Raw genomic sequence first — 5,160 nt, 5'->3', positions numbered from 1 at the left:
GGTCACTGATTCATCCGCTTCATTCCTACAACGTATCAGCTATTGGGCTGTTGAGCCAAAGTGGACAACTAGCGACTATAGGCTGTTATGAGAATGACTTGTGTTCTCGCTGGTGTCGGATCTAGTAGTGGTTATTCCGTTGATTCGATCTTTTCACCTAGTTATATTGACTATACCTCCCGTTCGTGAGTGATGTTCGATAGATCGGAGCTGATCTTGCAACCGTGCAACGGGCTAAGCGATTTCGGACGCCGGATTGCTACTCGAGGTCGAAGCGGTCGAGCTGCATCACTTTGCTCCAGACGTCTACGAAGTCCGCAACGAACTGCTCCTCGGCATCGTCAGCGAAGTAGGCGTCTGCGGTGGCGCGGAGGCGAGCGTTCGAGCCGAAGATCAAGTCGAGACGAGTGGCTTCCCACTCGACCTCGCCGGTGTCGCGGTCGCGGACCTCGAAGATCTCATTGTCTTCATCGACTGGCTCCCACTCGTAGTCCATATCGAGCAGATTCACGAAGAAGTCGTTACTGAGCGTGCCCGGCTGGTCTGTGAAGACGCCACGGCTGGTGTCCTGGTAGGTCGCGCCGAGCGCACGCATCCCGCCAACGAGCACCGTCATTTCTGGAACAGACAGGTTCAGTAGTTCTGCCTTGTCGACCATCCGCTCCTCCGGGGAGTCGTAGAGGTCGTCGTACTCACCGCCGAGGTAGTTCCGGAACGCGTCGGCCTTCGGTTCGAGCACTTTGAAGGAATCGACGTCGGTCTGCTCCTGGGTCGCGTCTGTGCGACCAGGTTCGAACGTCACCTCGACGTCGTAGCCGGCGTCCACCGCGGCCTCCTCGATAGCCACGTTCCCGCCGAGCACGATGAGATCGGCGAGCGAGACGCGCACATCGTCAGAACGGGAGCCGTTGAACCCCTCTTGAATCTCCTCGTAGGTCTCGAGGACCGTCTCCAGCTCCTCGGGCTCGTTGACCTCCCAGCTCCGCTGGGGTTCGAGACGAATGTGCGCACCGTTCGCACCGCCACGCTTGTCGCTGTCGCGGTACGTCGACGCCGACGCCCACGCGGTCTTGACCAACTGGGAACGTGAGACATCTGAAGCGAGAAGTGTCTCTTTGAGTTCGGCGATCTCTTCGTTGCCGACGAGTTCGTAGTCGGCGTCCGGGACGGGGTCCTGCCAGACGAACGTTTCGTCGGGGACCTCCGGGCCGAGGAACCGCTCGGGCGGGCCCATGTCGCGGTGGATAAGCTTGTACCACGCCCGCGAGAACGCTTCCTGGAACTCCTCGGGATTCTCCTGGAAGCGCTCGAGGATCTCCCGGTAGTCGTCGTCGTATTTCAGAGCGACGTCCGTCGTCAGCATCATCGGCTGTTCCGTCTCCGATGAGTTCTGCGCGCCAGGTGCGTCGGCGATGTCGTCGCCGACTGGCCGCCACTGCCAGGCACCACCGGGTCCCTTGACAGAGGTCCAATCGTAGTCTAACAAGTTGTCGAGGTACCTCGTATCCCACATGGTCGGCGTCGCGTTCCAGGGACCTTCGATGCCACTGCTGATTATCCCGGTTTCGTCGAAGTCGTGGTCCCAGCCGAGGCCCTGCTCCTCGATTGGCGCTGCCTCGGGTTCGGGCCCCTGGTGCTCGTCGGGATCGTCCGCGCCGTGGACCTTCCCGAAGGTGTGGCCGCCGGCGATGAGCGCGACGGTTTCCTCGTCGTCCATCGCCATCCGGCTGAACTCCTCGCGAATGTTCTTCGCAGATCCTTCGACATCCGGTTCGCCGTACGGTCCCTCGGGATCTACGTAGATAAGGCCCATCACGGTGTTCCCGAGCGGGTCTTTGAGATTGCCGACCTCACCGTCCTCGAAGCGCTCAGGCGAGGTGGTCTCCCACTCTGTTTCGGGACCCCATTCGGCGGCCTCGTTGGAGTTGAATGCGTCCTCGCGGCCACCGGCGAAGCCGTACGTCTCGAAGCCCATCGATTCGAGGGCGACGTTCCCCGCGAGCACGATGAGATCTCCCCACGAGAGCTTCTTGCCGTGTTTCTTTTTGACCGGCTGGAGCAGGCGGCGGGCCTTGTCGAGGCTCACGTTGTCCGGCCAACTGCTCTCCGGCGGAAGGCGCTGGAGACCACCGGCCGCACCGGCACGACCGTCAGCAGTTCGGTACGTCCCAGCGCTGTGCCACGCCATCCGGATGAAAAACGGCCCGTAGTGACCGTAGTCGGCTGGCCACCAATCCTGTGAGTCCGTCATCACGTCCTCTATGTCTGACTTCACTTCCTCGAGGTCGAGTTTCTCGAATTCCTCGGCGTAGTCGAAGTCCTCACCGTACGGATTAGTATCCGCAGTGCTATCGTCGAGAATATCCAATCGTAGTCGATCTGGCCACCACTCTTGGTTGGACCATGTCATATCTAACCGAAGGGCCGTATCTGCGTTAAGCTTGTTGACCTCGACTCGGGTACTCGCTCTTACCTGTTCTTCTGCGGTTGAGCGTAGCTGGCGTTTCGGAACGGTTCACACCCTCTGCGGAAATCGCCACAGCTGTAGAGAATGGGCAGTTTCAGCGTTTTCGGAGCAACGGTGCTCGGACGGCCTTTGTCTCACTGGCAATCGGGCGTCTGAACGTCTATACGCCCATGACCGATCGATGCCGGTGCCGGTAGTTCTGATCGTACGACTCGTTGCTCTATTGAAAATGCGGTACAGGAGTACGATCATAGTGACTCAACGAGTTTCTTGATGTTGCTGAGTCCGAATAGGAGAACGATTTCACGGAATTGGCGGTACCAGAACCGCGAACGCAGGGCGGAGTCCTGCGTTCGCTTGACCGTCGAGTAGGACGTCTCGGACATCCATCGCTGGGTGTAGCCTTTCGTTCGAATGAGTGCGTTATTCGCAACAGCCATCGGTCTCGATTCTTGGTGCTGCGTCAGGAGGCGATCACGCGGGACAACTCGCCAGTGACCGCCGACGCTGTCATCTACATCAAGGTCATGGATGCGAAGAAGGCGTTCCTCGAAGTCGATGACTACAAGCACGCGACCTCAAATTTCGCTCAAACCACCCTCAGAGCAGTGCTCGGTGACATGGATCTCGACGACACGCTGAGCAAACGCTCGGAGATAAACGAACGCATCCGGAAAGAACTCGACGAGCCGACCGACGAGTGGGGGATTTGTGTTGCTCCGTTGATCACCGCTTCCTTCTGCGGGTTACATCACTGAGTTCAGGGGAATTGGACGCCCTCTTGCGATATGGGACGTCTCCGAGAACAGGCGAAGAAGTATCGAGAGATTGGGAAAGAGCACGTGGATAATCCAGACGCGCCTGCCGTCGCCGACGAAGACGGCGACGGCGAGCACGCTGAATGGGTCAAAATCGGGTTGTTGCTGCTTCGCGAAGAGGTCGGCAAGCCGCTCCGGCACTGTGAAGACTACCTCAACGAGATGCCCGGTATTCTCGGTGTGTTCGGATTAGAGAAATCGCCGGACCACACCACCTTCCACAACTGGGACAAAGAGTTCTCGGCGCGGGAGTTGCGGAGCCTGCTCCGCCGTTCCGCGGAGCAGGCGGGCATTTCTGGGACTGGAGCGATCGATGCGAGCGGCTTCCAGCGCGATCAGTCAAGCTACCACTACCGCAAACGGGATGGATACTCGTTTCGCAAGCTCAAGTCTCAGTACCTCACAAAGCTCGTCGGCTGACTGCTTTTAAGATGTGAGTTCGGTAGAAAAATCGGTGCCGAGCAACTGCTGAGAAGGACGGTTCGACACCGAGAGTACCAAACTTGTCGCAGTCGGCGGCGGAACGCCGCCGACGCGACGGTGTTGTCACTCGCCGAGCGGGCGGTCCCGGTCGGTGGGTCAGCGCTCGAAGCGGTCGTCCGGAGGCTTGTTTGCGGGGACGGCGCGACGCACCGCGAGCGCCGTCTCCGCTGCTCTCCGTACCATCCCGAGGAACTCATCGAATCGCCACGGCCACAGGCGTCGCGCGCCTCGGCGCGGCGACGCCACGTACTCCCAGTGGAGGTACCGCCACGCATTCTGGAGAAGGAAGCTGATCAGCACGTACAGAAACCGCACCGCCGGATTCTGTGTCGTCGTCATCGCAATACTTCGTTCGGACAAACGGTAGGTCGATTCAATCCCGAAGCGTCGGCTGTAGTACTTCCGAGCCTGGCGAGGTGTGTCGATGAACGGCGCGTCGACGGCGTAGCCGTGACGCGCCACACCTTCTTCGTCGTACTTTCCTTGCTGGTACGTACAGTCGATGTAGACCGGGAAATCGACGGTCCACGTGTGACCGTCGATTTCGCCCTGGAGGTCGTGATCGATAACACGACTCCAGCCCTGGCTCAGTTCGGTTTGGATCTTCTCGCCCCACTTCACGATCGGCATGACGTACGCGTAGTTGTGGGCGGCGAGCAGCCTCAAACAGTACGTATCGTAGAATTCCCGATCGAGGTAGACGGCCTTGACTGTGAGGTCAAGGCCTTCGAGCACGCCGAGCAGTTCCGCGAGGATCGAGCTGGCGGTGTCGCCGTCGGTCAGACGGCGCACCGCCAGCGTGTAGCGTTTGTTGCGCACCCGCGCGTAGAGTGTGGCATAACCGTGGAACGTCGTCGTTCCTGCTCTATTGAAAATGCGGTACGGCGGCAGGATCCACTGATTTTGAACTGAAACGTCACGCATTTGAGCCAGGAAGAATCGTGAGTATCCCGTCTGGTTTGGCAGTTATCGACCCGATCCAATTCGATCGTATATATTCCAGTCAACGAAGGCATGGATTGTATCAGAGAGTGATCGCCTAAACCATCAAATCCCTACGCCATCGTCCATTTTCAATAGAGCAGTCGTTCCGGCTTTGGCGAGTGACTCGTAGAGTTCTTCCTTGGAGTCGTACTCCTCGCCGTAGTACGGACGGAGGTGGAGGTCGGCGACGACCTCCACCGGCCGATCCGGCAGCAGTTCGAGGATATCCCGTTGGATGAGTGTCTTGCCGACTCGTTCGAGCTCTGCGAGCTCGAACTTCGTCCGGAGGTGGTGGAGGATCGTGTTGCCGTGGGGTGATTCCTCTGAGATTTCGCAGAGGTGACTGACCGAGTCCTCGTCGGCTGTTGCGCCGACGAGGACGTCCCAGATATCCTCGGAGTCGATATC

The 5,160-nt window shown here is 59.1% G+C and carries 1 protein-coding gene and 5 pseudogenes; 2 read left to right on the top strand and 4 right to left on the bottom strand.

Annotated features, from left to right (window positions below; all coding sequences use genetic code 11):
• Positions 1-259 precede the first annotated feature (259 nt).
• Together katG and PHA81_RS20645 are read right to left on the bottom strand one after the other, a co-directional pair.
• Positions 260-2,410 carry a catalase/peroxidase HPI gene (gene katG, locus PHA81_RS20650; RefSeq protein ID WP_273838752.1) on the bottom strand — a complete coding sequence of 717 codons (2,151 nt, stop codon included), beginning with the start codon at positions 2,408-2,410 and terminating at the stop codon, positions 260-262.
• Between the two features lie 305 nt (positions 2,411-2,715).
• Positions 2,716-2,904: pseudogene (locus PHA81_RS20645) on the bottom strand (IS5/IS1182 family transposase); the annotation flags it as partial.
• A 3-nt stretch (positions 2,905-2,907) separates the two neighbouring features.
• Here PHA81_RS20645 and PHA81_RS20640 point away from each other — a divergent pair.
• Together PHA81_RS20640 and PHA81_RS20635 are read left to right on the top strand one after the other, a co-directional pair.
• Positions 2,908-3,177, top strand: a pseudogene (locus tag PHA81_RS20640) (paraslipin); the annotation flags it as partial.
• Between the two features lie 78 nt (positions 3,178-3,255).
• Positions 3,256-3,678, top strand: a pseudogene (locus PHA81_RS20635) (IS5/IS1182 family transposase); the annotation flags it as partial.
• 186 nt (positions 3,679-3,864) lie between these two features.
• On the opposite strand, the pseudogene PHA81_RS20630 reads toward PHA81_RS20635, so the two are convergent.
• Positions 3,865-4,635 (bottom strand): annotated as a pseudogene (locus tag PHA81_RS20630) (ISH3 family transposase); the annotation flags it as partial.
• 213 nt (positions 4,636-4,848) lie between these two features.
• A pseudogene (locus PHA81_RS20625) lies at positions 4,849-5,160 on the bottom strand (ISH3 family transposase); the annotation flags it as partial.

The sequence above is a fragment of the Halococcus sp. PRR34 genome (assembly GCF_028617175.1).
Classification (GTDB): domain Archaea; phylum Halobacteriota; class Halobacteria; order Halobacteriales; family Halococcaceae; genus Halococcus; species Halococcus salifodinae.
The sequence above is the reverse complement of the archived record's forward strand: the minus strand, read 5'-3'. Positions and strand labels throughout refer to the sequence as shown.

What these genes read in the sequence shown, in the direction of transcription:
- katG (WP_273838752.1), bottom strand. Translation starts at nt 2,410, where the DNA reads ATGACATGGTCCAACCAAGAGTGGTGGCCAGATCGACTACGATTGGAT.